We start from the raw sequence: 24,794 nt of genomic DNA, 5'->3' as shown, positions 1-24,794 counted from the left end.
TGCATCCGGTCAGATAACTTTCCTGTTTTATTTTCCACCCGCCAAATCGATAAAACTTCCCGTGACATAAGAGGCTTTATCACTTAACAGCCAGACGATGGCCTGCGCGACCTCTTCCGCCTGTCCGCCACGCTGCATGGGGATGTTCGACTTAACGCGATCAACGCGTCCAGGTTCGCCACCGCTGGCGTGCATTTCGGTATAAATAAACCCTGGCCGCACGCCGTTAACGCGGATCCCCTGCGCGGCGACTTCCAGCGACAGCCCTGTGGTTAACGTATCAATCGCCCCTTTCGAGGCCGCATAATCAACGTATTCCCCCGGAGATCCCAGCCGTGAGGCCACTGAAGAGACGTTGACGATAGCACCGCCATTACCGCCATTTTTAAGCGCCATGCGTTTTACCGCCTCGCGGCAACAGAGAAAATATCCCGTCACATTGGTGGAAAGTACCCGGTTGATTCGCTCTGCGGTAAGGTTTTCTACGGTGCACTGGGTAAACAAGATCCCGGCGTTATTGACCAGCGCGGCTAGCGGTTCATCGTGCTGATCGATTGCTGTAAACATTGCGATGACCTGATTTTCGTCGCTGATATCCGCCTGGAGCGCAAACGCTTTGCCACCTGCTTCAGTTATTAAGTTCACAACTTCCTGCGCTGCGTGGCGGTTTTGCTGATAATTAACCGCCACCGTATATCCTTCTTGCGCCAACAGTAATGCAGTTGCCCGCCCGATGCCGCGACTGCCACCGGTCACAAGTGCTATAGTCATTTGTTTTCCTAAAAAAATAAAGGCGCCGAAGCGCCTTTCAAATTATTGATGACAAAGTGCTTTTATTATGCCGGATGCGGCGTGAACGCCTTATCCAGCCTACAAAATCGTGCAAATTCAATACATTGCACAGACTATGTAGGCCTGATAAACGAGGTGTATCAGGCAATGTTGAGTTTGACATCAGTGTCAAAGGCGCCGAAGCGCCTTTAGAAGATAGTCGGATCAGTAAATTACTGGTATTCGCTAATCGGTACGCAGGAGCAGAACAGGTTACGGTCGCCATAAACATCATCCAGACGTTTCACTGTTGGCCAGTATTTGTCTGCCACGCCTGCCGGGAATACTGCAACTTCACGGCTGTACGGATGCGCCCACTCGGCGACCAGTTCGCTCTGAATGTGCGGCGCGTTCACCAGCGGGTTATCTTCCAGCGGCCAAACACCGGCTTTCACCTGGTCGATTTCTGCGCGGATAGACAGCATCGCATCGATAAAGCGATCCAGTTCCACTTTGCTTTCAGATTCAGTCGGTTCTACCATCAGCGTCCCCGCCACCGGGAACGACATAGTCGGCGCGTGAAAACCGTAGTCGATCAGGCGCTTGGCAATATCCAGCTCGCTGATGCCGGTTTCTTCTTTCAGCGGGCGAATATCGAGAATACATTCGTGCGCCACGCGACCGTCGCGACCGGTATACAGCACCGGGAAGGCATCCTGCAGGCGGCTGGCAATATAGTTGGCGTTGAGGATTGCCACCTGGCTTGCTTTTTTCAGCCCTTCTGCGCCCATCATGCGGATGTACATCCAGCTAATTGGCAGAATAGAAGCGCTACCGAACGGTGCCGCAGAAACCGCGCCCTGACGGGTTAACATGCCTTCGATTTGCACCACGCTATGACCCGGAACAAACGGTGCCAAATGCGCTTTCACGCCGATCGGTCCCATACCCGGACCACCACCGCCGTGCGGAATGCAGAAAGTTTTATGCAGGTTAAGGTGCGAAACGTCCGCGCCAATAAAGCCCGGCGAAGTGATGCCAACCTGGGCGTTCATGTTCGCGCCATCAAGGTAAACCTGACCGCCGAACTGATGCACGATTTCACACACTTCACGGATCGTTTCTTCGTACACGCCGTGGGTGGAAGGATAGGTCACCATAATGCAGGAGAGATTATCGCCCGCCTGCTCCGCTTTCGCGCGCAGGTCAGTCAGATCGATGTTGCCGTTTTTATCACACGCCACAACCACCACCTGCATTCCTGCCATATGCGCGGAAGCCGGGTTAGTGCCGTGCGCAGAAGCCGGGATCAGGCAGATATCGCGATGCCCTTCGTTGCGGCTTTCATGATAATGACGAATCGCCAGCAGCCCCGCGTATTCGCCCTGAGCGCCAGAGTTCGGCTGCATACAGACGGCGTCGTAACCGGTCAGTTTCACCAGCCAGTCAGCCAGTTGCGCGATCATCTGCTGATAACCTTCGGCCTGTTCCGGCGGGCAGAACGGGTGCAGTTCGGCAAATTCCGGCCAGGTGATTGGGATCATCTCGGCGGCGGCGTTCAGTTTCATGGTGCAGGAACCCAGCGGGATCATCGCCTGATTCAGCGCCAGATCTTTACGCTCCAGCGAGTGCATATAGCGCATCATTTCGGTTTCGCTGTGGTAGCGATTAAACACCGGATGGGTGAGAATTTCGTCATCGCGCAGCATTGCAGGCTGAATAGAACGGCTGTCGTGAGCCACGTCTTTGTCCAGCGTGTCGATGTCCAGTCCGTGATTATCGCCCAGCAGTACGCTGAAAAGCTGCATCACGTTTTCGCGCGTGGTGGTTTCATCAAGGGTGATCCCCACCGCATTCAGAATATCGCTACGCAGGTTGATTTCAGCCGCTTCGGCACGCGCCAGCACGCCCGCTTTGTCGGCCACTTCCACACACAAAGTATCGAAATAGTGCGCATGGCGCAGCTTCAGACCTTTTTGTTGCAGGCCCGCTGCCAGGATATCGGTCAGACGGTGGATGCGATTAGCGATACGTTTCAGGCCAACCGGGCCGTGATAAACGGCATACAGGCTGGCGATGTTTGCCAGCAGTACCTGGGAAGTACAAATGTTGGAGTTCGCTTTCTCACGGCGAATATGTTGCTCGCGAGTCTGCATCGCCATGCGCAGCGCGGTATTGCCCGCAGCATCTTTCGATACACCAATAATACGGCCCGGCATTGAGCGTTTGTATTCATCTTTCGCCGCAAAGAATGCCGCATGTGGGCCACCGTAGCCCATCGGCACGCCGAAGCGTTGCGCCGAACCAAAGACAATATCCGCGCCCTGTTTACCCGGCGCGGTTAACAGCACCAGCGCCATAATATCGGCGGCGACGCTGACCACAATTTTGCGTGATTTCAGTTCGCTGATAAGCGCGGTATAGTCGTGAATTTCACCGGTAGTGCCGACCTGCTGTAACAGCACGCCGAAGACGTCCTGGTGATCGAGCACTTTTTGTGCATCATCGACAATTACTTCAAAACCAAAGGTTTCTGCGCGTGTACGTACTACATCTAAGGTTTGCGGATGCACGTCAGAAGCAACGAAGAAGCGGTTGGCATTTTTCAGTTTACTGACGCGTTTTGCCATCGCCATTGCTTCGGCAGCAGCAGTGGCTTCGTCAAGAAGAGAAGCCGAAGCCATATCCAGCCCGGTCAAATCCAGCGTTACCTGCTGGAAGTTGAGCAGTGCTTCAAGGCGGCCCTGGGAGACTTCAGGTTGATACGGAGTATACGCGGTATACCAGCCCGGATTTTCCAGCATGTTACGCAGGATAACCGGCGGTAGCTGCACGGCGGTGTAACCCATGCCGATGTAAGACGTGAAGCGTTTATTGCGACTGGCAATAGCCTTGAGTTCCGCCAGCGCGGCGTATTCGGTCGCCGGTGCGCCAACCTGCGGTGGTATCGCAAGCTGAATATCTTTCGGCACAATCTGGCCGGTCAGCGCGTTTAACGATTGTGCGCCAACGGCATTCAGCATTTCTTGCTGTTGCGCGGCGTCCGGTCCGATATGGCGTTCAATAAAAGCGCCGCTGTTTTCAAGCTGGCTTAACGTCTGTGTCATGAGCGATGGTTCCTGAAACGTGCAGTGAATTGTGAACCTCTCTCCTTGCGAAGAGAGTGAGGGTGAGGCGTAAATGTTCCTCACCCTAATCCTCTTCCGCAGAAGAGGAATAAAGCCGTTACTCGTCTTCTAACAATGCTTCGTATGCGGTCGCATCCAGCAGTGATTCCAGTTCGCTTTCATCGCTGGCTTTGATTTTGAAGATCCAGCCGCCTGCATACGGTTCGCTGTTCACCAGTTCCGGAGAATCGCTCAGTGCGTCGTTTACCGCCACGATTTCACCGCTTACTGGCGCATAAATGTCTGACGCCGCTTTTACCGATTCGGCAACCGCGCAGTCATCGCCCGCGCTTACCGTTGCGCCCACTTCCGGCAGGTCAACAAACACCATATCGCCTAACAGCTCCTGAGCGTGCTCAGTGATGCCAACAGTGTAAGTGCCGTCGGCTTCTTTACGCAGCCATTCGTGTTCTTTGCTGTATTTCAGTTCTGCTGGTACGTTGCTCATCAATTAATCTCCAAAAAGTAAATCACGCGACGGCTTTGCCGTTACGCACAAAAACAGGTTTCGTCACTTTTACCGGCATTTCACGGTTGCGAATTTGCACAATCGCCGTTTCGCCAATACCTTCCGGCACGCGTGCCAGCGCAATGCTGTAACCCAACGTCGGGGAGAAAGTACCGCTGGTGATAATGCCTTCATGCTGATTGCCCTGCGCATCGGTAAAACGTACCGGTAGTTCATTACGCAGCACGCCTTTTTCGGTCATCACCAGACCAACTAGTTTTTCTGTGCCATGTTCACGCTGCGCTTCCAGAGCTTCACGACCGATAAAGTCACGATCAGCCGGTTCCCAGGCGATGGTCCAGCCCATGTTGGCGGCTAAAGGAGAAATAGTTTCGTCCATCTCCTGGCTATACAGATTCATACCCGCTTCCAGACGCAACGTGTCACGCGCGCCCAGACCGCAGGGCTTAACGCCCGCTTCCACCAGCGCACGCCAGAAATCCGCCGCTTTTTCATTGGGCAGCGCAATTTCGTAGCCCGCTTCACCGGTATAACCGGTGGTGGCAATAAACAGATCGCCCGCCTGCACGCCAAAGAAGGGTTTCATCCCTTCCACCGCCTGACGCTGAGCATCATTAAACAGTGTGGCAGCTTTTGCCTGCGCATTCGGCCCTTGTACGGCAATCATGGAGAGGTCATCACGAACGGTAATTTCGATGCCGAAAGGTTCAGCGTGTTGGGTAATCCAGGAGAGGTCTTTTTCGCGGGTGGCGGAGTTAACAACGAGGCGGAAGAAATCTTCAGTAAAGTAGTAAACGATGAGGTCATCTATCACACCGCCAGAGGCATTCAACATCCCCGAGTAAAGGGCTTTGCCGCTTTTGGTGAGCTTCGCCACATCGTTAGCCAGCAGATAACGCAGAAACTCCCGGGTGCGACTGCCGCGAAGATCGACGATGGTCATATGTGACACATCAAACATTCCGGCATCGGTACGTACCGCATGATGTTCGTCGATTTGCGAACCGTAATGCAGCGGCATCATCCAGCCGTGGAAATCCACCATGCGAGCGCCGCAAAGCGTGTGTTGTTCGTACAAAGGAGTCTGTTGTGCCATCTTGTCCTCATTGAATAAGCGGGGCTGACAACTTTTTCATGGTGAAATTATCACCACGAAACCCAGCATCGGAGCCACTCCCGGTCCCCAACGCAATCGTTCTCTTTTCCCTGAACTTACCACCGAAACAGACTGTTAACCATAAGGTAAAATTGATCATCACATTAGCTTATGGTTAAAAAACGCCAAAATCACAACAGAATAAAAAACCAAAAAAAGAACCAATCTCTATACAAAGATAATTAGATGAGAAAGTTAATTTGAATAAGGCAACATTAAGAACTGAAAAAATGTCAAAAAACACCAAATCAAAAATTCGTGACATTAGAAAATATAATGCGAAAACGGAGGTGAAATTAGTTTATTTCAAATGAGGAAAATCTCCCGGCGAAAAAACCGGGAGATGAAAGTGTGATGGGTATCAAATAAACAGCAGAAGAGAAATTTTTAGCGCAGCCATTCAGGCAAATCGTTTAATCCCATTGCCTGACGAATAAGTTGTGGCTTAACGCCAGGAAGCGTGTCGGCCAGTTTCAGGCCAATATCACGCAGCAGTTTTTTCGCCGGATGAGCCCCGGAAAACAGATCGCGGAATCCCTGCATACCTGCCAGCATCAGCGCCGCACTGTGCTTGCGGCTACGCTCATAGCGACGCAGGTAAATGTACTGACCGATGTCTTTACCCTGACGATGCAACCGTTTCAGTTCAGCAATCAGCTCTGCAGCATCCATAAAGCCGAGATTCACCCCCTGCCCCGCCAACGGGTGAATGGTATGCGCGGCGTCGCCCACCAGCGCCAGACGGTGCGCGGCAAACTGGCGCGCATAACGCCCAATCAGCGGGAACACCAGGCGTTCACTCTCAACCTTGCATAAGCCCAGGCGATTATCAAAAGCGATATTTAACTCGCGATTAAATTCGTCTTCGCCTGCCTGCTGCATCCGCTGTGCTTCCTCTGGGAACAGTGACCAGACAATTGAGCAAAGATGCGGATCGCTAAGCGGCAAAAAGGCCAGAATGCCTTCGCCATGGAAAACCTGTCGCGCCACCGCATCATGCGGTTCTTCCGTGCGAATGGTCGCCACCAGCGCGTGATGCTGATAATCCCAGAAAGTCAGCGGAATATCGGCTTTGTTGCGCAACCAGGAATTAGCGCCGTCTGCGCCAATCACCAGACGCGCCGTTAACATGCTGCCGTCTTTCAGCGTCAGGAAGGTTTCGTTCTCTCCCCAGGCGACCTGCTGTAATTCTGCAGGGGCTAACAGGCTGATATCTGAGGACTGCTGTGCTTTGTTCCACAGCGCGTAGTGAATGACTGAATTTTCAACGATATGCCCAAGATGGCTATAGCCCATGCTTTGATCGTCAAACGAAATGTGACCAAAACTGTCTTTGTCCCACACATCCATGCCGTGATAGCAACTGGCTCTGCGGGAGAGAATCTCCTGCCAGACGCCAAGACGGGTGAGTAATTTTTCGCTGGCGGCATTGATAGCCGAAACGCGCAGTTGTGGTGGTGCATCCGCCGCCAGAGGTTCCGGTACGCGCTGCTCCAGTACGGCAACGCGTAAGCCGCTGCCCTGCAAGCCGCAGGCAACCGCCAGCCCCACCATGCCGCCGCCAACAATGGCTACATCAACACTTTGCATTGTTTATTCCTTAAAACCGCCTTCAACGCGCCACCCAACCGAGGGTGCGCTGCGCCAGCACATCGCGTGCCGGAGTGAATAATTCCATTGCCATCAGCCCGATGTTGCGCCCGACAACCAGCGGCGTCCAACGGTTGGCAAAAAGATGTACAAGGCTGTCCGTGACGCCGATGGTTGCTTCTCGATCGCTCTGCCGACGCTGCTGATAACGGCACAATACGCCGTAATCACCGATGTCATCTTCACGTGCCTGAGCCTGAGTCAGCGTTTCCGCAAGGCTCATCACATCTCGCATACCGAGGTTGAACCCTTGCCCGGCAATCGGGTGCAGAGTTTGCGCCGCATTGCCCACCAGCACGGTACGATGGGTAACAGGTCTGGCGGCGCGGGTTAACGCCAGCGGGTAAGCACTGCGTTTACCAGCGTGGGTAATTTTCCCAAGTCGCCAACCAAAGGCCGACTGGAGTTCACGGCAAAACGTCTCGTCGCTCCACGACAGCACCTCTTCGCGCCGTTCCAGTGGATGACACCAGACCAGCGAACAGCGTCCGTCAGACATCGGCAACATCGCCAGCGGGCCATGTTGCGTAAAGCGTTCAAAAGCGCGCCCTTCGTGCGCAACGGAAGTCGCAACGTTAGCAATCACAGCCAGTTGTTCGTAAGGCTCCTGCTGCCAGTCAACGCCGCACGCGGTGGCTAACGCGGAATGGGTGCCATCAGCGGCTACCAGCACGCAGCCCGTCAGCGTCTCGCCACTCTCCAGCGTCACTTCAACGTGACTCTGAGCACGGGCAACGTTAGCCACGCGATCAGGGCAATGCAGCGTTACGCCAGGTGCTTTGCGCAGCAATGCAAACAGCCGTTGCCCGACATTATGCAATTCGACAACCTGCCCCAGCGCCGCCAGTTGGTAATCTTCTGCGGCGAGGGTGACGAATCCGGCATGACCACGATCGCTGACATGCACGCTGGTGATGGCGGTTGCGCAATCAGCCAGAGATTGCCAGACGCCGATGCGCGCCAGTTGCTGACAAGTACCCGCCGCCAGCGCAATAGCTCGTCCATCAAAGCCCGGATGAGCATGAGACTCTGGCGCGGTCGCTTCAATCAAATGTACCGGCAGCGCCCCGTGACTTAACCGGGAAATAGCCAGCGCCAGCGTCGCGCCCGCCATGCCGCCACCGACGATGATTACGCTCATTGCTTTCTCGCAGCTGCCATCAACGCTTCGATTTCTTCCGGCTTTTTCACCACGCTGGCGGTGAGGTTTTCGTTACCGGTTTCGGTAATCACAATGTCGTCTTCAATACGAATGCCGATACCGCGATATTGTTCTGGCACTTCTGCATCCGGCGCAATATACAGCCCCGGCTCTACGGTCAGTACCATGCCCGGTTCCAGAATGCGCGAGCGATCCTGGCCATAAACGCCAACGTCATGGACATCCAGTCCTAACCAGTGGCTAAGGCCATGCATAAAGAAAGGACGATGGGCGTTCTGAGCGATCAGTTCATCAACATCACCTTTCAGGATGCCGAGTTTTACCAGACCGCTAACCATGATGCGCACCACTTCACCAGTGACTTCCTGAATGGAAGTTCCCGGACGATACAGCCGCAGGCTGGTTTCAAGAGACTCCAGCACAATGTCGTAGATTTCACGCTGGGCCTGGGTGAATTTGCCGTTGACCGGGAAGGTGCGGGTAATATCGCCCGCGTAACCTTTGTATTCACAACCCGCGTCAATCAACACCAGGTCACCGTCGCGCAGTTCACTCTCGTTTTCGGTGTAGTGCAGAATGCAGCCGTTTTCACCGCTGCCGACAATGGTGTTATAGGAAGGATAGCGCGCACCGTGGCGGTTAAATTCGTGGTGAATTTCGCCTTCCAGGTGGTACTCGAACATTCCCGGACGGCATTTTTCCATCGCCCGGGTATGCGCCAGGGCGGTGATTTCCCCCGCGCGGCGAAGTACGGCAATCTCTTCTGGTGATTTGAACAGGCGCATTTCATGAACAATGGGACGCCAGTCGATCATCGTTGCCGGTGCGGTGAGATTTTGTCGCGAGCCTTTACGCAGTTTTTCCAGCGCGCTATTCACAATTTCATCAGCATACGCATATTCGCCCTGAGCGTGATAAACCACGTCCAGACCATTAAGCAATTGATAAAGCTGCTGATTGATTTCGCTGAACGCCAGTGCGCGATCAACGCCCAGTTTTTCCGGCGCAGCATCCTGACCTAAACGGCGACCAAACCAGATCTCTGCCGTCAGGTCGCGAACGCGGTTAAACAGAACGCTATGGTTATGAGTGTCATCACTTTTAATCAGCACCAGCACCGCTTCCGGTTCGTTAAAACCGGTGAAGTACCAGAAGTCACTGTTCTGACGATAGGGGTATTCGCTGTCGGCGCTACGGGTCACTTCTGGTGCCGCGAAAATCAGCGCGGCGCTGCCAGGTTGCATTTGCTCTACCAGGGCCTGACGGCGACGCTGAAATTCTTGCCGGGATATCTCACTCATAACACTCTCCTTACGTTTTTTGTTTTTAGTGTAGAGTCGGTTTTTGTACTTCTGGCGCGGTCGGTTGCGGATGAGTAAAGGTGTCGTGGCATAACAGCGCGGCAACACGGACGTACTCGATGATCTCTTCAAGCGACATTTCCAGCTCTTCCTGATCTTCGTCTTCGTCGTAGCCCAGCTGCGCGATGTTACGCAGATCGTCGATGGCTTCACCGGTTTCGCCGGTCACTTTGTCCAGCTTCGGTTGCGTAACGCCAAGACCAAGCAGGAAGTGATTAACCCAACCTGCCAGCGCATCAGCCCGATCGAAAACGCTGACATCATCGCCATCAGGCAGATAAAGCTGAAAAAGGAAGCCGTCATCCTGCAGGGCATCGCTGGTAGCAGAGTGCATTTTGCGCAATGCCTGTGCCAGCTCATGACCGAAAGCCATGCCTTCGTTCGTCAGGTCGTGAAGCAGCGGCAGCCATGAGCTGTCATCGTTACCACCACATATCATCCCACTGATTAAACCATGCATCTCAGCAGGGGTCAGACCCGTCCCTTGTTGGTTCAGATACTGGTTCATTTCGTTGTAACCAGGCATTTCGTTCTGTATAGACATAAGCATTCGTCGTCAAAGGGAGGAATATTCATGATATGCTACCACTTTGGGCCCTGGTGGACCAGAAAAGGGCTTGTCTCTTCTCATCAGGGTAGCTATAGTGTCGCCCCTTCGCAGACCATGGGTCTAAAGACGAAGGCAGCGCAGTCAATCAGCAGGAAGGTGGCATGTCTGCACAACCCGTCGATATCCAAATTTTTGGCCGTTCACTGCGTGTGAACTGCCCGCCTGACCAAAGGGATGCGTTGAATCAGGCAGCGGACGATCTGAACCAACGGTTGCAAGATCTGAAAGAACGCACTAGAGTCACAAATACTGAACAGTTGGTCTTCATTGCCGCATTGAATATCAGCTATGAGTTAGCGCAAGAAAAAGCGAAGACTCGTGATTACGCGGCAAGCATGGAACAGCGTATTCGGATGCTGCAGCAGACCATAGAACAAGCGTTACTTGAACAAGGTCGCATCACCGAAAAAACTAACCAAAACTTTGAATGACACTTTTCGGTTTACTGTGGTAGAGTAACCGTGAAGACAAAATTTCTCTGAGATGTTCGCAAGCGGGCCAGTCCCCTGAGCCGATATTTCATACCACAAGAATGTGGCGCTCCGCGGTTGGTGAGCATGCTCGGTCCGTCCGAGAAGCCTTAAAACTGTGACGACACATTCACCTTGAACCAAGGGTTCAAGGGTTACAGCCTGCGGCGGCATCTCGGAGATTCCCTTCTTATCTGGCACCAGCCATGACGCAACTACCAGAACTCCCACTGACATTATCCCGACAAGAAATCCGCAAAATGATTCGGCAACGTCGTCGTGCGTTAACGCCACAGCAACAGCTTGATATGGGCCAACAGGCCGCCGCGCGAATGATGAGTTACCCCCCGGTGGTAATGGCGCATACGGTCGCTGTATTTCTCTCTTTTGATGGCGAACTCGACACCCAGCCGCTCATAGAACAACTCTGGCGCGCCGGTAAGCGCGTGTATCTTCCCGTTTTGCATCCCTTTAGTGCCGGTAATTTGCTGTTCCTGAATTACCATCCGCAAAGCGAACTGGTGATGAACAGGTTGAAGATCCATGAGCCAAAACTGGATGTGCGTGACGTGCTACCCCTTTCCCGATTAGACGTGTTGATCACACCGCTGGTCGCCTTTGATGAGTACGGTCAGCGCCTGGGAATGGGCGGTGGTTTTTATGATCGGACCTTACAAAACTGGCAGCGCTATCAAATGCAACCGGTGGGTTATGCGCATGATTGTCAGTTGGTGGAAAAACTCCCCGTTGAAGAGTGGGATATCCCACTTCCTGCGGTGGTTACACCGTCGAAAGTCTGGGAGTGGTAAGGGCGACACACCTGCATCGCCCTGATTGACATCGTTGATTCTTTAACCTAATTTAGTGAGTAAGGGTAAGGGAGGATGACTCCTCCCCTGTGACTGACTGTTAATAAGCTGGGAAACTTATGAGTAACAGTACAATCAGTATGATGACAAGTCGCATCATAACCCTTCTCCTTCAAGCCCTCGCTTCGGTGAGGGCTTTACCGTTACAGCCCCATGCTGCCCTGCCATCGTAAATCCCCATTAAATAAACACAACGCATTGATCTGACTTTGATTTATTTTCTGGAGCAGACTCGCAAAGTAGAATGCGCAATGCGGCAACGGTGTGGAGAAGGGATAAAAAACGGGCAAGTCAGTGACCTGCCCGTTGATTTTCAGAGAAGGGGATTTAGTACAGCAGACGGGCGCGAATGGTACCCGGAATAGCTTTCATTGCCTGTAGCGCTTTTTCGGCAACGTCTTCGTCAGCTTCAATATCAATAACCACATAACCCATCTGCGCTGAGGTTTGCAGATACTGTGCAGCGATGTTAACGCCCTGCTCGGCAAAGATTTTGTTGAGCGCAGTCAGCACGCCCGGACGGTTTTCGTGGATGTGCATCAGACGACGCCCACCATGCAGTGGCAGCGATACTTCCGGAAAGTTCACCGCAGAGAGCGTTGAGCCATTGTCAGAGTACTTGATTAATTTACCTGCAACTTCCAGGCCGATATTCTCCTGTGCTTCCTGAGTCGAACCGCCAATATGTGGCGTCAGAAGGACGTTGTCGAACTCGCACAGCGGAGAGGTAAACGGATCGCTGTTGGTCGCCGGTTCCGTCGGAAAGACATCGATTGCCGCACCTGCCAGGTGTTTGCTCGCCAGCGCGTCACACAGCGCCGGAATATCCACCACCGTTCCGCGCGAGGCATTAATCAGCAGCGAGCCGGGCTTCATTAGCGAAATCTCTTTCGCGCCCATCATATTTTTGGTGGACGGATTCTCTGGCACATGCAAACTCACCACATCGCTCATATTCAGCAGATCAGAAAGATGCTGTACCTGAGTGGCGTTGCCCAGCGGTAGTTTGTTTTCAATATCATAAAAGTAAACATACATTCCCAGCGATTCTGCCAGAATGCCCAACTGTGTACCAATATGACCGTAGCCGATGATACCCAGCTTTTTGCCGCGCGCTTCAAAAGAACCAGCTGCCAGCTTGTTCCAGACACCACGGTGCGCTTTAGCGTTGGCTTCCGGTACGCCGCGCAATAGCAGCAGAAGTTCGCCAATTACCAGCTCCGCAACAGAGCGCGTATTGGAGAACGGTGCGTTAAATACCGGGATCCCGCGTTTTGCAGCTGCATCCAGATCAACCTGGTTTGTTCCGATACAGAAACAGCCAATAGCGACCAGTTTTTCTGCGGCGTTGATCACGTCTTCAGTCAGATGGGTACGGGATCGCAGGCCGATGAAGTGGGCATCGCGGATGGATTCTTTTAATTGTTCATCATCCAGCGCGCCTTTGTGAAATTCGATGTTGGTGTAACCCGCTGCACGAAGGCTTTCCAGCGCCTTTTGGTGCACGCCTTCTACCAGCAGAAACTTAATCTTGTCTTTCTCCAGCGATACCTTTGCCATTTACCCAATCCTGTCTTTTGAAATGTTGTGTGCGGATTTGCATCCGCCTTTCAACATATCAAAAAATAATATTGCGGCAATATGAACGTTTGCGTCGCGATGTTGAGGAAATATCACGCAAAGGTATTTCTTGGATGAATATGCTGGTTCAGAGGATTTATTTAGAGCAATCGACAATAGCCAGGTAAAAACGTGACACATGTCACCAAATTTAATGAAGAGAATTTTTTTAACGGGGGAGGTTCCCCCGTCAGATCATTTCACAATGGTTTTGACACCGTCAGGTGTGCCAATCAGCGCAACGTCCGCGCCACGGTTAGCAAACAGACCAACAGTCACCACGCCTGGAATCGCATTTATGGCGTTTTCCATCGCTATCGGGTCAAGGATTTCCATGCCGTGGACGTCGAGGATCACGTTGCCGTTATCGGTCACCACGCCCTGGCGGTATTCCGGACGACCGCCCAGTTTCACCAGCTGGCGCGCCACTGCACTACGTGCCATCGGGATAACTTCTACTGGCAGCGGGAATTTGCCCAGAATATCAACCTGCTTAGAAGCGTCTGCAATACAGATAAATTTTTCCGCAACCGAAGCAATGATTTTTTCACGGGTCAGCGCCGCGCCGCCGCCTTTGATCATCTGCATGTGGCCGTTGATTTCATCTGCACCATCAACGTAGATGCCAAGGCTGTCGACTTCGTTGAGATCAAAAACGTGAATGCCGAGGCTTTTCAGTTTTTCAGTGGACGCATCCGAACTGGAAACGGCCCCTTCAATCTGGCCTTTCATCGTGCCGAGCGCGTCAATAAAGTGTGCGGCGGTGGAACCTGTACCTACACCAACAATGGTGCCGGGCTGAACATACTGAAGTGCCGCCCATCCTACTGCTTTTTTCAATTCATCCTGCGTCATGATCGTTTCGCCTGTGGTATGAAATTTCACACGCATTATACTCTAAATAATTCGAGTTGCAGGAAGGCGACAAGAGAGTGAATCCCCAGGAGCTTACATAAGTAAGTGACTGGGGTGAGCGAACGCAGACGCAGCACATGCAACTTGAAGTATGACGAGTATATACAAAAAAAGCGATTCAGACCCCGTTGGCAAGCCGCGTGGTTAACTCATCCATAAAATATCGCGCAATGGCGGGCATCCCCTTTCGCCCGGCAAATAAAGCATACAACGGTCTGGGTATGCCGCTCCACGGTGCGAACAGAGGCAATAACGCCACGCCATTCAACATAACCAGGGCGCGAACTCGCTGAGCGAAATGCAATAGCGCAAATCCCTGATCTTTTGAGCTGCGTGTTTAACCACTGATACAAATGTACCCGCCGACGGCTTCGGTATATGCAACCTGACGCAAAATTGTGTCATAGTGCAGGAAAAAGCATTTACCAGGAGCAGACAACAGCAATGAAACGCCCGGACTACAGAACATTACAGGCACTGGATGCGGTGATACGTGAACGAGGATTTGAGCGCGCGGCACAAAAGCTGTGCATTACACAATCAGCCGTCTCACAGCGCATTAAGCAACTGGAAAATATGTTCGGGCAGCCGCTGTTGGTGCGTACCGTACCGCCGCGCCCGACGGAACAAGGGCAAAAACTGCTGGCACTGCTACGCCAGGTGGAGTTACTGGAAGAAGAGTGGCTGGGCGATGAACAAACCGGTTCAACTCCGCTGCTGCTTTCACTGGCGGTCAACGCTGACAGTCTGGCGACCTGGCTGCTTCCGGCACTGGCTCCTGTACTGGCTGATTCGCCTATCCGCCTCAACTTGCAGGTAGAAGATGAAACCCGCACTCAGGAACGTCTGCGTCGCGGCGAAGTGGTCGGCGCGGTGAGTATTCAACATCAGGCGCTACCGAGTTGTCTTGTCGATAAGCTCGGTGCGCTCGACTATCTGTTCGTCAGCTCAAAACCGTTCGCCGAAAAATATTTCCCTAACGGCGTAACGCGTTCGGCATTACTGAAAGCGCCAGTGGTCGCGTTTGACCATCTTGATGATATGCACCAGGCCTTTTTGCAGCAAAACTTTGATCTGCCTCCAGGCAGCGTACCCTGCCATATCGTTAATTCTTCAGAAGCGTTCGTGCAACTTGCTCGTCAGGGGACCACCTGCTGTATGATCCCACATCTGCAAATCGAGAAAGAACTGGCCAGCGGCGAACTGATTGACTTAACGCCAGGGCTATTTCAACGCCGGATGCTCTACTGGCACCGCTTTGCTCCTGAAAGCCGCATGATGCGTAAAGTCACTGATGCGTTGCTCGATTATGGTCACAAAGTTCTTCGTCAGGAATAATCCATCAAATAATGCCTGGTAATACATACCAGGCATCACCTCCAGTTCTTTTTGTATTCCTTGAATCACATCACAAAATAGACAAATCTCAGGCGGCAAAAAACGACGTCTGAATGCATTTTTTTTGCTGGCGACAAACCCACGTAAAAAGCTCACCGTAAGCGCAAATACCCTCATTTTGATTGCGTTTTATGGAGCAAATAATGTCTAACGTGCAGGAGTGGCAACAGATTGCCAACAAGGAATTGAGTCGTCGGGAGAAAACTGTCGACTCGCTGGTTCAGCAAACCGCAGAAGGGATCGCCATCAAGTCGCTGTATACTGAAGCCGATCTCGATAATCTGGAAGTGACCGGTACCCTTCCTGGTTTGCCACCCTACGTTCGTGGCCCGCGTGCCACTATGTATACCGCCCAACCGTGGACTATCCGTCAGTATGCCGGTTTCTCGACAGCAAAAGAGTCTAACGCTTTTTATCGCCGTAACCTGGCCGCCGGGCAAAAAGGTCTTTCCGTTGCGTTTGACCTTGCCACCCACCGTGGCTACGACTCCGATAACCCGCGCGTTGCGGGTGACGTCGGCAAAGCGGGCGTCGCCATCGACACCGTGGAAGATATGAAGGTCCTGTTCGACCAGATCCCGCTGGATAAAATGTCGGTTTCGATGACCATGAATGGCGCAGTGTTACCAGTACTGGCGTTTTATATTGTCGCCGCAGAAGAGCAAGGAGTTACGCCCGATAAACTGACAGGCACCATTCAGAACGATATCCTCAAAGAGTATCTCTGCCGCAACACCTATATTTACCCGCCGAAACCGTCAATGCGCATTATTGCTGACATCATCGCCTGGTGTTCCGGCAACATGCCGCGATTTAATACCATCAGTATCAGCGGTTACCATATGGGTGAAGCGGGTGCCAACTGCGTGCAGCAGGTAGCATTTACGCTCGCTGATGGGATTGAGTACATCAAAGCAGCAATCTCCGCCGGGCTGAAAATTGATGACTTCGCTCCTCGCCTGTCGTTTTTCTTCGGCATTGGCATGGATCTGTTTATGAACGTCGCCATGTTGCGTGCGGCACGTTATTTATGGAGCGAAGCGGTCAGTGGATTTGACGCACAGGATCCGAAATCACTGGCGCTGCGTACCCACTGCCAGACCTCAGGCTGGAGCCTGACTGAACAGGATCCGTATAACAACGTTATCCGCACCACCATTGAAGCACTGGCTGCAACGCTGGGCGGTACTCAGTCACTGCATACCAACGCCTTTGATGAAGCGCTTGGTTTGCCTACCGATTTCTCAGCACGCATTGCCCGCAATACCCAGATCATCATTCAGGAAGAATCAGAACTCTGCCGCACCGTCGATCCACTGGCCGGATCCTATTACGTTGAATCGCTGACCGATCAAATCGTCAAACAAGCCAGAGCCATTATCCAACAGATCGACGAAGCCGGTGGCATGGCGAAAGCGATCGAAGCAGGTCTGCCAAAACGAATGATCGAAGAAGCCTCAGCGCGTGAACAGTCGCTGATCGATCAGGGAAAACGTGTCATCGTTGGTGTCAACAAGTACAAACTGGATCACGAAGACGAAACCGATGTACTTGAGATCGACAACGTGATGGTGCGTAACGAGCAAATTGCTTCGCTGGAATGCATTCGCGCCACCCGTGATGATGCCGCCGTAACCGCCGCGTTGAACGCCCTGACTCACGCCGCACAGCATAACGAAAACCTGCTGGCTGCCGCTGTTAATGCCGCTCGCGTTCGCGCCACCCTGGGTGAAATTTCCGATGCGCTGGAAGCCGCTTTCGACCGTTATCTGGTGCCAAGCCAGTGTGTTACCGGCGTGATTGCGCAAAGCTATCATCAGTCTGAGAAATCGGCCTCCGAGTTCGATGCCATTGTTGCGCAAACGGAGCAGTTCCTTGCCGACAATGGTCGTCGCCCGCGCATTCTGATCGCCAAAATGGGCCAGGATGGGCACGATCGCGGCGCGAAAGTGATCGCCAGCGCCTATTCCGATCTCGGTTTCGACGTAGATTTAAGCCCGATGTTCTCTACACCTGAAGAGATCGCCCGCCTGGCAGTAGAAAACGACGTTCACATAGTGGGCGCATCTTCACTGGCTGCCGGTCATAAAACGCTGATCCCGGAACTGGTCGAAGCGCTGAAGAAATGGAATCGCGAAGATATTTTCGTGGTCGCGGGTGGCGTCATTCCACCGCAGGATTACGCCTTCCTGCAGGAGCGCGGCGTGGCGGCGATTTATGGTCCAGGTACGCCTATGCTCGACAGCGTGCGCGACGTACTGAATCTGATAAGCCAGCATCATGATTAATGAAGCCACGCTGGCAGAAAGTATTCGCCGCTTACGTCAGGGTGAGCGTGCCACGCTCGCCCAGGCCATGACGCTGGTGGAAAGCCGTCACCCGCGTCATCAGGCGCTAAGTACGCAACTGCTTGATGCCATTATGCCGTTCTGTGGTAACGCCCTGCGACTGGGTGTTACCGGCACACCCGGCGCGGGGAAAAGTACCTTTCTTGAAGCCTTTGGCATGTTGTTGATTCGTGAGGGACTAAAGGTTGCGGTTATTGCGGTCGATCCCAGCAGCCCGGTCACTGGCGGTAGCATTCTCGGGGATAAAACCCGCATGAATGACCTGGCGCGTGCCGAGGCGGCGTTTATTCGCCCGGTACCATCCTCCGGCCATCTGGGCGGTGCCAGTCAGCGAGCGCGGGAATTAATGCTGTTATGCGAAGCGGCGGGTTATGACGTAGTGATTGTCGAAACGGTTGGCGTCGGACAGTCGGAAACGGAAGTCGCCCGCATGGTGGACTGTTTTATCTCGTTGCAAATTGCCGGTGGCGGCGATGATCTGCAGGGGATTAAAAAGGGGCTGATGGAAGTGGCAGATCTGATCGTTATCAACAAAGACGATGGCGATAACCATACCAATGTCGCCATTGCCCGGCATATGTACGAGAGTGCCCTGCATATTCTGCGACGTAAATACGACGAATGGCAGCCACGAGTTCTGACTTGTAGCGCACTGGAAAAACGTGGAATCGATGAGATCTGGCACGCCATCATCGACTTCAAAACCGCGCTAACTGCCAGTGGTCGTTTACAGCAAGTGCGGCAACAACAATCGGTGGAATGGCTGCGTAAACAAACCGAAGAAGAAGTGCTGAATCACCTGTTCGCGAATGAAGATTTCGATCGCTATTACCGCCAGACGCTTTTAGCGGTCAAAAACAATACGCTCTCACCGCGCACCGGCCTGCGACAGCTCAGTGAATTTATCCAGACGCAATATTTTGATTAAAGGAATTTTTATGTCTTATCAGTATGTGAACGTTGTCACTATCAACAAAGTGGCGGTCATTGAGTTTAACTATGGCCGAAAACTTAATGCCTTAAGTAAAGTCTTTATTGATGATCTTATGCAGGCATTAAGCGATCTCAACCGGCCGGAAATTCGCTGTATCATTTTGCGCGCGCCGAGTGGATCCAAAGTCTTCTCCGCAGGTCACGATATTCACGAACTGCCGTCTGGCGGTCGCGATCCGCTCTCCTATGATGATCCGTTGCGTCAGATCACACGCATGATCCAAAAATTCCCGAAACCGATCATTTCGATGGTGGAAGGTAGTGTTTGGGGGGGCGCATTTGAAATGATCATGAGTTCCGATCTGATCATCGCCGCCAGTACCTCAACCTTCTCAATGACGCCTGTAAACCTCGGCGTCCCGTATAACCTGGTCGGCATTCACAACCTGACCCGCGACGCGGGCTTCCACATTGTCAAAGAGCTGATTTTTACCGCTTCGCCAATCACAGCCCAGCGCGCGCTGGCTGTCGGCATCCTCAATCATGTTGTGGAAGTGGAAGAACTGGAAGATTTCACCTTACAAATGGCGCACCACATCTCTGAGAAAGCGCCGTTAGCCATTGCCGTTATCAAAGAAGAACTGCGTGTACTGGGCGAAGCGCACACCATGAACTCCGATGAATTTGAACGTATTCAGGGGATGCGCCGCGCGGTTTATGACAGCGAAGATTACCAGGAAGGGATGAACGCTTTCCTCGAAAAACGTAAACCTAATTTCGTTGGTCATTAATCCCTGCGAACGAAGGAGTAAAAATGGAAACTCAGTGGACAAGGATGACCGCCGATGAAGCGGCAGAAATTATCCAGCATAACGACATGGTGGCATTTAGCGGCTTTACCCCGGCGGGTTCGCCGAAAGCCCTTCCCACCGCCATTGCCCGCAGAGCTAACGAACAGCATGAGGCCAAAAAGCCGTATCAAATCCGCCTACTGACGGGGGCGTCAATCAGCGCCGCCGCTGACGATGTACTTTCTGACGCCGATGCTGTTTCCTGGCGTGCGCCATATCAAACATCGTCCGGTTTACGTAAAAAGATCAATCAGGGCGCGGTGAGTTTCGTTGACCTGCATTTGAGCGAAGTGGCGCAAATGGTCAATTACGGTTTCTTCGGCGAAATTGATGTTGCCGTCATTGAAGCATCGGCACTGGCACCGGATGGTCGAGTCTGGTTAACCAGCGGGATCGGTAATGCGCCGACCTGGCTGCTGCGGGCGAAGAAAGTGATCATTGAACTCAATCACTATCACGATCCGCGCGTTGCAGAACTGGCGGATATTGTGATTCCTGGCGCGCCACCGCGGCGCAATAGCGTATCGATCTTCCATGCAATGGATCGCGTCGGTACCCGCTATGTGCAAATCGATCCGAAAAAGATTGTCGCCGTCGTGGAAACCAACTTGCCCGACGCCGGTAATATGCTGGATAAGCAAAATCCCATGTGCCAGCAGATTGCCGATAACGTGGTCACGTTCTTGTTGCAGGAAATGGCGCATGGGCGTATTCCGCCGGAATTTCTGCCGCTGCAAAGTGGCGTGGGCAATATCAATAATGCAGTCATGGCGCGACTAGGGGAAAACCCGGAAATTCCTCCGTTCATGATGTATTCGGAAGTGCTACAGGAATCGGTGGTGCATTTACTGGAAACGGGCAAAATCAGCGGGGCCAGCGCCTCCAGCCTGACTATCTCGGCCGATTCCCTGCGCAAGATTTACGACAATATGGATTACTTTGCCAGCCGCATTGTGTTGCGTCCGCAGGAGATTTCCAATAACCCGGAAATCATCCGTCGTCTGGGCGTCATCGCTCTGAACGTCGGCCTGGAGTTTGATATTTACGGGCATGCCAACTCAACGCACGTAGCCGGGGTCGATCTGATGAACGGCATCGGTGGCAGCGGTGATTTTGAACGCAACGCGTATCTGTCGATCTTTATGGCCCCGTCGATTGCTAAAGAAGGCAAGATCTCAACCGTCGTGCCAATGTGCAGCCATGTTGATCACAGCGAACACAGCGTCAAAGTGATCATCACCGAACAAGGGATCGCCGATCTGCGTGGTCTTTCCCCGCTTCAACGCGCCCGCACCATCATTGATAATTGTGCACATCCTATGTATCGGGATTATCTGCATCGCTATCTGGAAAATGCGCCCGGCGGACATATTCACCACGATCTTAGCCACGTCTTCGATTTACACCGTAATTTAATTGCAACCGGCTCGATGCTGGGTTAATGGCTCGTCCCGTCACGATCTTCAGCAATATGCTGAAGCATCGTGGCGGTATAACGATGATTTCTGATTGAATAAAGATATTCCTGCATATACATCGGCCTGTGCGGCGCATCAAAATATTTCAGCGTTGCCGGATTCACCAGTCGCCAGGCAAAATGCGGGATCACCGTCAGAAAATGTCCGCGCTCCACGGCGCTGATTTTGGCCATAAAACTGTAAGGTCGATAAATAATGGTGGGATTGATCCCACAAGGACGCATATTCGCATCAATCATTGCTTCGAAGTTGGCCCGGTTCTGAAAGCGCATTTGTAGCCAGGGTAGCTCCTGAAGCAACTCTTGCTCTTGTCGCTCTTCATAACGGCGAGAAACGAGAAAGCCCAATCGCAGCGGTGGTAGTTCACTGATAGTCAGGTTTTCCAGTTCCTGAACTCGTGCAGATACATGCTGTGGGGAGATTATAAAATCTAACTGACGGTCAAAAAGATTATCGATAACGCCGTTTTCGCTGAACTCAACTGGCTGGGCGGTCACGCCTTCGTACTTATCTCCGAGACTAATCAACTGATCAAAAATAATGGTCGGATAAGTATTATCTATGCCTATCACAATTTCTCGTGAACGACGTCCTGAGTTATGGATTTCATTATCAATCGCAGAAAGCCGTTGATAAACCGGGAACAGTTTTTGATACAGTTCCTGCCCGGCTTTATTGAGGCTGATATTATTATCTTTGCGGGTAAATAGCGTATAGCCAATTTGTTCTTCCAGCGCGGCAATGCTTTTGCCAAATGGCGAAGCCGTCATATGGATTTTTTCTGCCGCCCGGGCAATATTATTAGTTTGCGCTAATAAAATGAAATTGCGCATCTTTTTCGAAATAAAAATGTCCATCCCCGCTCCCCCGCATCCTTGTCCGCTTAACCGTTTCAGTCAGCCTATCCTTGATGAAACCGCGAGCAAAGATAGGTGATTACGTCATGGTTTTACAGAAAATTACAGAAAAAGGAGGCAATATCGGGTAAAGGCATTAGCCCGACCAATACGTCGGGCTACAAGTATTATTGTGCGGCAGGTGTTTTAGCGGGTTGTTGATCCACAGGTTCTAACTGGAAGACCACATCGACCTGATCATCAAACTGAATAGCAGCCTGCTCGTAAGTTTCCTGGGCTGAGACCGGCGCGGCATCGGCTTTCATCATCCGCACCATTGGGCTGGGCTGATAGTTGGAAACATGGTAGCGCACGCTATATACCGGCCCTAGTTTACGATGAAAGCCGTTCGCCAGTTCCTGCGCCTGATGAATCGCGTTATCAATCGCTGCCTTACGCGCTTTGTCTTTATAGGCATCCGGCTGCGCCACGCCCAGCGATACAGAACGAATTTCGTTAAGACCCGCCTTCAGCGCACCATCCAGCAAGGAATTCAGTTTGTCTAACTGACGGAGCGTGACTTCCACCGTTCTCACAGCACGGTAGCCTTTCAGGATACTTTTACCATCCTGATAATCATAATCTGGCTGGGTGCGTAAGTTCGCTGAGCTGATATCTTTTTTCGCGATCTGATTGAGCTCAAGGAAGGAAATGTATTGTGCGACGCGCTCATCCGCCTGTTTCTTGGCAGTAGCGGCATCCTTCGCGGCCACGTTGACTTCAATCGCAAGAGTGGCAATGTCTGGCACCGCATCCACGCTTGCCGTACCGGAGGTGACAATATGCGGTCCATCCGGCAATTCGTTAGCCTGCGCTGCCATCCCGCTAATACCCATTAATGCCGCCAGGGCGATAACTTTGAACTTCACGTTAGTCTCTCCGTGTTAATTGACTTGCCCAAAATTCAGGACCTCTGGAGGCAAGCTTAGCGCCTCTGTTTTATTTTTCCATCAGATAGCGCCTAACTGAACAAGGCTTGTGCATGAGCAATACCGTCTCTCGCCAGCTGCAAGGCAATAAACCACATAACACATCCCACTACGAGATTGATAATGCGCTGTGATTTTGCCGTGCGCAGGCGCGGTGCCAGCCAGGCTGCGAGAAGAGCCAGACCAAAGAACCACAGGAAAGAGGCGCTAATTGTCCCGAGCGCAAACCAACGTTTTGGTTCGACGTCAAGCTGCCCACCAAGGCTGCCCAGTACAACAAAAGTATCCAGGTAAACATGCGGATTCAGCCAGGTCACTGCCAACATGGTGGCGATAATTTTCCATCTGCCTTGCTTCAGGACTTCGGCACTGGCTAACTCAATATTACTGCTCATTGCTGTTTTAAAAGCGCCAAAACCATACCACAGCAAGAAGGCTACGCCGCCCCAGGTGACCAGCGCAAGCAACCACGGCGACTGCATCAATAACGCACTGCCACCAAAAATCCCGGCGTAAATCAGGACCAAATCGCTGATAGCACAAAGTAAGGCAATCATAATGTGGTACTGACGACGTATGCCCTGATTCATCACAAAAGCATTTTGTGGACCGAGCGGTAGGATCATAGCCGCCCCAATCGCAAGACCTTGAAAATAATAAGAAAACACGTTGGATATTCCGAATTAAGTATCTGATGCAGAGACTATATCGCGGGATTGTTATTAGCGGAAATTGATAATATTAATTGGCAATCAGAAAAACTAATAAGAGAGAGGCCAGAGAGTATTATCTGGCCTCAGCGTTGATTATGCAGCTTTGTCTTCTTTCACCCGCTTAAAGTTCACATCCATTTGCGGGTACGGGAAGCTGATACCGGCGGCATCAAATTCACGTTTAATACGCTCCAGCACATCCCAGTACACGTTTTGTAGATCGCCGCTTTTGCTCCAGACGCGGACCACGAAATTAATCGACGATGCGCCAAGTTCGTTCAGACGCACAGTCATTTCGCGATCTTTCAAAATGCGGTCTTCAGACTGGATAATATTGGTCAGGATCTGCTTAACCTGATCGATATCGGAATCATACGCCACGCCAATAATAAATTCGTTACGGCGAACTGGCTCGCGGGAGAAGTTAATAATATTCCCGGCAATAATTTTACCGTTCGGAATAACGATAATTTTACCGTCTGCAGTACGCATGGTGGTGGAGAAAATCTGCACGCTCAGCACAGTACCGGCTACGCCGCCGAGGTCAACATATTCTCCGGCACGGAACGGGCGGAACATGACCAGTAACACGCCAGCGGCCAGGTTAGACAGTGACCCCTGCAAAGCCAGACCAACAGCTAAGCCTGCGGCACCGAGTACAGCAATGACTGACGCGGTTTGTACGCCCACGCGCCCCAGTGCAGCGATTAGCGTAAAGGCGATAATTCCGTAACGGACTAATGCAGAAAGAAAATCAGCAACGGTGGCATCGATTTTACGGGAGATCATCAGGCGATTCACCGCGTTGGAAATCATCCGCGCGATAATCAAACCAACGATGATGATCGCGAGTGCCGCCACGATGTTTACTGCATAACTTAGCAGCAGCGCCTGGTTAGCCACCAGCCAGCTCCCCGCGCCGTTTATGCTATCGACAACATTCAAATCTTCCATTCAATATTCCTTTTCAACTGACTCAAAATGGAGAAATACACTCCGCCGCCTTATGACGGGCAGTCTGACAAGGG

The 24,794-nt window shown here is 52.2% G+C and carries 24 protein-coding genes and 1 other RNA gene; 9 read left to right on the top strand and 16 right to left on the bottom strand.

Annotated features, from left to right (window positions below; all coding sequences use genetic code 11):
- Positions 1 to 27: 27 nt before the first annotated feature.
- From HEN33_RS00845 to gcvT, 4 genes are all read right to left on the bottom strand, one after another.
- Positions 28 to 771: an SDR family oxidoreductase gene (locus tag HEN33_RS00845; RefSeq protein WP_105271618.1), complete on the bottom strand. Its 744-nt coding sequence runs from the start codon at positions 769 to 771 to the stop codon at positions 28 to 30.
- Between the two features lie 233 nt (positions 772 to 1,004).
- Positions 1,005 to 3,878, bottom strand: coding sequence for an aminomethyl-transferring glycine dehydrogenase (gene gcvP / locus HEN33_RS00840; RefSeq protein ID WP_000194991.1), 2,874 nt, complete (start codon positions 3,876 to 3,878; stop codon positions 1,005 to 1,007).
- 118 nt (positions 3,879 to 3,996) lie between these two features.
- On the bottom strand, positions 3,997 to 4,386 hold the full coding sequence (gene gcvH / locus HEN33_RS00835) for a glycine cleavage system protein GcvH (RefSeq protein ID WP_001295377.1): 390 nt from the start codon (positions 4,384 to 4,386) through the stop codon (positions 3,997 to 3,999).
- 22 nt (positions 4,387 to 4,408) lie between these two features.
- Complete coding sequence (gcvT, locus tag HEN33_RS00830) at positions 4,409 to 5,503, bottom strand: glycine cleavage system aminomethyltransferase GcvT (protein ID WP_000068706.1); 1,095 nt, start codon at positions 5,501 to 5,503, stop codon at positions 4,409 to 4,411.
- A gap of 290 nt (positions 5,504 to 5,793) precedes the next feature.
- On the opposite strand from gcvT, the gene HEN33_RS00825 reads away from it, so the two are divergent.
- The gene (locus HEN33_RS00825; protein ID WP_122633141.1) at positions 5,794 to 5,877 is read left to right on the top strand and encodes a hypothetical protein; all 84 of its coding nucleotides are present in this window, start codon (positions 5,794 to 5,796) and stop codon (positions 5,875 to 5,877) included.
- Between the two features lie 73 nt (positions 5,878 to 5,950).
- Here HEN33_RS00825 and ubiI read toward each other — a convergent pair whose 3' ends face one another.
- From ubiI to ygfB, 4 genes are read right to left on the bottom strand one after another with little or no spacing between them, the layout of a single operon-like run.
- Positions 5,951 to 7,153, bottom strand: coding sequence for an FAD-dependent 2-octaprenylphenol hydroxylase (gene ubiI, locus HEN33_RS00820; protein WP_176262820.1), 1,203 nt, complete (start codon positions 7,151 to 7,153; stop codon positions 5,951 to 5,953).
- Between the two features lie 22 nt (positions 7,154 to 7,175).
- Entirely contained in the window at positions 7,176 to 8,354 is a 1,179-nt protein-coding gene (gene ubiH / locus HEN33_RS00815; protein WP_176262821.1) for a 2-octaprenyl-6-methoxyphenyl hydroxylase, read from the bottom strand.
- Complete coding sequence (gene pepP / locus HEN33_RS00810) at positions 8,351 to 9,676, bottom strand: Xaa-Pro aminopeptidase (protein WP_087891052.1); 1,326 nt, start codon at positions 9,674 to 9,676, stop codon at positions 8,351 to 8,353. Before pepP ends, ubiH begins: the two co-directional genes overlap by 4 nt.
- A 25-nt stretch (positions 9,677 to 9,701) precedes the next feature.
- Positions 9,702 to 10,280, bottom strand: coding sequence for a UPF0149 family protein YgfB (ygfB, locus tag HEN33_RS00805; protein ID WP_001295378.1), 579 nt, complete (start codon positions 10,278 to 10,280; stop codon positions 9,702 to 9,704).
- 167 nt (positions 10,281 to 10,447) lie between these two features.
- Between ygfB and zapA the strand changes: the two genes are divergently transcribed.
- From zapA to HEN33_RS00790, 3 genes are all read left to right on the top strand, one after another.
- Positions 10,448 to 10,777, top strand: a complete 330-nt coding sequence (gene zapA, locus HEN33_RS00800; protein WP_001276008.1) for a cell division protein ZapA — start codon at positions 10,448 to 10,450, stop codon at positions 10,775 to 10,777.
- 41 nt (positions 10,778 to 10,818) lie between these two features.
- Positions 10,819 to 11,002: non-coding RNA, 6S RNA (ssrS, locus tag HEN33_RS00795), on the top strand.
- 20 nt (positions 11,003 to 11,022) lie between these two features.
- On the top strand, positions 11,023 to 11,625 hold the full coding sequence (locus HEN33_RS00790) for a 5-formyltetrahydrofolate cyclo-ligase (protein WP_148047578.1): 603 nt from the start codon (positions 11,023 to 11,025) through the stop codon (positions 11,623 to 11,625).
- Positions 11,626 to 11,725: 100 nt separating this feature from the next.
- Here the strand turns inward: HEN33_RS00790 and ibsC are convergent, their stop codons facing one another.
- The 4 genes from ibsC to HEN33_RS00770 form a co-directional block, all read right to left on the bottom strand.
- Positions 11,726 to 11,785: a type I toxin-antitoxin system toxin IbsC gene (gene ibsC / locus HEN33_RS00785; RefSeq protein WP_071525914.1), complete on the bottom strand. Its 60-nt coding sequence runs from the start codon at positions 11,783 to 11,785 to the stop codon at positions 11,726 to 11,728.
- 227 nt (positions 11,786 to 12,012) lie between these two features.
- Positions 12,013 to 13,245, bottom strand: coding sequence for a phosphoglycerate dehydrogenase (gene serA, locus HEN33_RS00780; RefSeq protein ID WP_001151604.1), 1,233 nt, complete (start codon positions 13,243 to 13,245; stop codon positions 12,013 to 12,015).
- Between the two features lie 255 nt (positions 13,246 to 13,500).
- Positions 13,501 to 14,160: a ribose-5-phosphate isomerase RpiA gene (gene rpiA, locus HEN33_RS00775; protein WP_000189743.1), complete on the bottom strand. Its 660-nt coding sequence runs from the start codon at positions 14,158 to 14,160 to the stop codon at positions 13,501 to 13,503.
- 178 nt (positions 14,161 to 14,338) lie between these two features.
- Complete coding sequence (locus tag HEN33_RS00770) at positions 14,339 to 14,524, bottom strand: hypothetical protein (RefSeq protein ID WP_088541714.1); 186 nt, start codon at positions 14,522 to 14,524, stop codon at positions 14,339 to 14,341.
- A 140-nt stretch (positions 14,525 to 14,664) separates the two neighbouring features.
- Between HEN33_RS00770 and argP the strand changes: the two genes are divergently transcribed.
- The 5 genes from argP (at position 14,665) to scpC (ending at position 21,192) form a co-directional block, all read left to right on the top strand.
- The gene (gene argP, locus HEN33_RS00765) at positions 14,665 to 15,558 is read left to right on the top strand and encodes a DNA-binding transcriptional regulator ArgP (RefSeq protein ID WP_001360955.1); all 894 of its coding nucleotides are present in this window, start codon (positions 14,665 to 14,667) and stop codon (positions 15,556 to 15,558) included.
- Between the two features lie 203 nt (positions 15,559 to 15,761).
- The gene (gene scpA, locus HEN33_RS00760) at positions 15,762 to 17,906 is read left to right on the top strand and encodes a methylmalonyl-CoA mutase (RefSeq protein WP_176262822.1); all 2,145 of its coding nucleotides are present in this window, start codon (positions 15,762 to 15,764) and stop codon (positions 17,904 to 17,906) included.
- Entirely contained in the window at positions 17,899 to 18,894 is a 996-nt protein-coding gene (gene meaB / locus HEN33_RS00755) for a methylmalonyl Co-A mutase-associated GTPase MeaB (RefSeq protein ID WP_000606507.1), read from the top strand. Before scpA ends, meaB begins: the two co-directional genes overlap by 8 nt.
- Before the next feature lie 10 nt (positions 18,895 to 18,904).
- A complete protein-coding gene (scpB, locus tag HEN33_RS00750) occupies positions 18,905 to 19,690 on the top strand; it encodes a methylmalonyl-CoA decarboxylase (protein WP_000122080.1) in 786 nt (261 codons plus the stop codon).
- 23 nt (positions 19,691 to 19,713) lie between these two features.
- On the top strand, positions 19,714 to 21,192 hold the full coding sequence (gene scpC, locus HEN33_RS00745; protein ID WP_000449950.1) for a propionyl-CoA:succinate CoA transferase: 1,479 nt from the start codon (positions 19,714 to 19,716) through the stop codon (positions 21,190 to 21,192).
- Here the strand turns inward: scpC and srsR are convergent.
- The 4 genes from srsR to mscS all read right to left on the bottom strand — a co-directional run bounded on the left by srsR (position 21,189) and on the right by mscS (position 24,720).
- Complete coding sequence (gene srsR, locus HEN33_RS00740; protein ID WP_000350807.1) at positions 21,189 to 22,085, bottom strand: LysR family transcriptional regulator SrsR; 897 nt, start codon at positions 22,083 to 22,085, stop codon at positions 21,189 to 21,191. The two genes, scpC and srsR, sit on opposite strands and share 4 nt — an antisense overlap.
- Positions 22,086 to 22,252: 167 nt before the next feature.
- Positions 22,253 to 22,993, bottom strand: a complete 741-nt coding sequence (locus HEN33_RS00735) for an oxidative stress defense protein (RefSeq protein WP_000669834.1) — start codon at positions 22,991 to 22,993, stop codon at positions 22,253 to 22,255.
- A 92-nt stretch (positions 22,994 to 23,085) separates the two neighbouring features.
- Entirely contained in the window at positions 23,086 to 23,721 is a 636-nt protein-coding gene (gene argO / locus HEN33_RS00730; RefSeq protein WP_176262823.1) for an arginine exporter ArgO, read from the bottom strand.
- A gap of 138 nt (positions 23,722 to 23,859) precedes the next feature.
- Positions 23,860 to 24,720, bottom strand: coding sequence for a small-conductance mechanosensitive channel MscS (gene mscS, locus HEN33_RS00725; RefSeq protein ID WP_000389817.1), 861 nt, complete (start codon positions 24,718 to 24,720; stop codon positions 23,860 to 23,862).
- Positions 24,721 to 24,794: the final 74 nt, after the last annotated feature.

It is taken from the genome of Escherichia sp. 94.0001, assembly GCF_013369155.2.
In the GTDB taxonomy this organism is placed as follows: Bacteria; Pseudomonadota; Gammaproteobacteria; order Enterobacterales; family Enterobacteriaceae; genus Escherichia; species Escherichia coli_F.
This window is presented reverse-complemented; position numbering and strand designations above follow the sequence as displayed.

What these genes read in the sequence shown, in the direction of transcription:
- HEN33_RS00845 (WP_105271618.1), bottom strand. Translation starts at nt 771, where the DNA reads ATGACTATAGCACTTGTGACCGGTGGCAGTCGCGGCATCGGGCGGGCA.
- gcvP (WP_000194991.1), bottom strand. Translation starts at nt 3,878, where the DNA reads ATGACACAGACGTTAAGCCAGCTTGAAAACAGCGGCGCTTTTATTGAA.
- gcvH (WP_001295377.1), bottom strand. Translation starts at nt 4,386, where the DNA reads ATGAGCAACGTACCAGCAGAACTGAAATACAGCAAAGAACACGAATGG.
- gcvT (WP_000068706.1), bottom strand. Translation starts at nt 5,503, where the DNA reads ATGGCACAACAGACTCCTTTGTACGAACAACACACGCTTTGCGGCGCT.
- HEN33_RS00825 (WP_122633141.1), top strand. Translation starts at nt 5,794, where the DNA reads ATGTCAAAAAACACCAAATCAAAAATTCGTGACATTAGAAAATATAAT.
- ubiI (WP_176262820.1), bottom strand. Translation starts at nt 7,153, where the DNA reads ATGCAAAGTGTTGATGTAGCCATTGTTGGCGGCGGCATGGTGGGGCTG.
- ubiH (WP_176262821.1), bottom strand. Translation starts at nt 8,354, where the DNA reads ATGAGCGTAATCATCGTCGGTGGCGGCATGGCGGGCGCGACGCTGGCG.
- pepP (WP_087891052.1), bottom strand. Translation starts at nt 9,676, where the DNA reads ATGAGTGAGATATCCCGGCAAGAATTTCAGCGTCGCCGTCAGGCCCTG.
- ygfB (WP_001295378.1), bottom strand. Translation starts at nt 10,280, where the DNA reads ATGTCTATACAGAACGAAATGCCTGGTTACAACGAAATGAACCAGTAT.
- zapA (WP_001276008.1), top strand. Translation starts at nt 10,448, where the DNA reads ATGTCTGCACAACCCGTCGATATCCAAATTTTTGGCCGTTCACTGCGT.
- HEN33_RS00790 (WP_148047578.1), top strand. Translation starts at nt 11,023, where the DNA reads ATGACGCAACTACCAGAACTCCCACTGACATTATCCCGACAAGAAATC.
- serA (WP_001151604.1), bottom strand. Translation starts at nt 13,245, where the DNA reads ATGGCAAAGGTATCGCTGGAGAAAGACAAGATTAAGTTTCTGCTGGTA.
- rpiA (WP_000189743.1), bottom strand. Translation starts at nt 14,160, where the DNA reads ATGACGCAGGATGAATTGAAAAAAGCAGTAGGATGGGCGGCACTTCAG.
- argP (WP_001360955.1), top strand. Translation starts at nt 14,665, where the DNA reads ATGAAACGCCCGGACTACAGAACATTACAGGCACTGGATGCGGTGATA.
- scpA (WP_176262822.1), top strand. Translation starts at nt 15,762, where the DNA reads ATGTCTAACGTGCAGGAGTGGCAACAGATTGCCAACAAGGAATTGAGT.
- meaB (WP_000606507.1), top strand. Translation starts at nt 17,899, where the DNA reads ATGATTAATGAAGCCACGCTGGCAGAAAGTATTCGCCGCTTACGTCAG.
- scpB (WP_000122080.1), top strand. Translation starts at nt 18,905, where the DNA reads ATGTCTTATCAGTATGTGAACGTTGTCACTATCAACAAAGTGGCGGTC.
- scpC (WP_000449950.1), top strand. Translation starts at nt 19,714, where the DNA reads ATGGAAACTCAGTGGACAAGGATGACCGCCGATGAAGCGGCAGAAATT.
- srsR (WP_000350807.1), bottom strand. Translation starts at nt 22,085, where the DNA reads ATGGACATTTTTATTTCGAAAAAGATGCGCAATTTCATTTTATTAGCG.
- mscS (WP_000389817.1), bottom strand. Translation starts at nt 24,720, where the DNA reads ATGGAAGATTTGAATGTTGTCGATAGCATAAACGGCGCGGGGAGCTGG.